This is a genomic window from Oleiphilus sp. HI0086 (genome assembly GCF_001635225.1).
Map to the genome: position 1 here is coordinate 1 of NZ_LWFZ01000948.1, position 621 is coordinate 621.

Consider the following 621-nt stretch of genomic DNA (forward strand, 5'->3'; position numbering starts at 1 on the left):
GAAGCTGCACCTAAAATTTGGGTGCCATAGTATAATCCTTGTGACAGTAAAATCTATAATTGATTGAGTACCAACGCAAGCAGATCGAAGCAGCGAGCGCAGACTAACAAATGACTATATGTTAAAACTAATGAATTAGCTGGAAATATTGGGACAGCGGACTTTCGAAGGGAATGGTGGGTCGTGCAGGATTCGAACCTGCGACCAATTGGTTAAAAGCCAACTGCTCTACCAACTGAGCTAACGACCCGCTGGAATCTTGTGAACTAGCGATGCTAGTAACATCAAGTTTAGACAATGTTTTTCAACATTTTATGCTCATCGATCGGCTCTGTTGCCACCAACTTCTCTACATTAGAACAGCGGAGAAAAATGGTGGGTCGTGCAGGATTCGAACCTGCGACCAATTGGTTAAAAGCCAACTGCTCTACCAACTGAGCTAACGACCCGNTGGAATCTTGTGAATTTGCGATGCTAGTAACGTCACGTTTAGACAATGTTTTTCAACATTTTTTGCTCATCTATCGTGTCTATTGCCACCAACTTCTCTACAATAGAACAGCGGAAAAAAATGGTGGGTCGTGCAGGATTCGAACCTGCGACCAATTGGTTAAAAGCCAA

Annotated in this window: 2 tRNA genes; both read right to left on the minus strand. The window is 43.2% G+C overall.

What is annotated here, in order from left to right:
* Positions 1–174: 174 nt before the first annotated feature.
* Positions 175–250: transfer RNA gene (locus tag A3756_RS16955), tRNA-Lys, on the minus strand.
* Positions 251–373: 123 nt separating this feature from the next.
* A tRNA-Lys gene (locus A3756_RS16960) sits at positions 374–449 on the minus strand.
* Between the last annotated feature and the right edge of the window lie 172 nt (positions 450–621).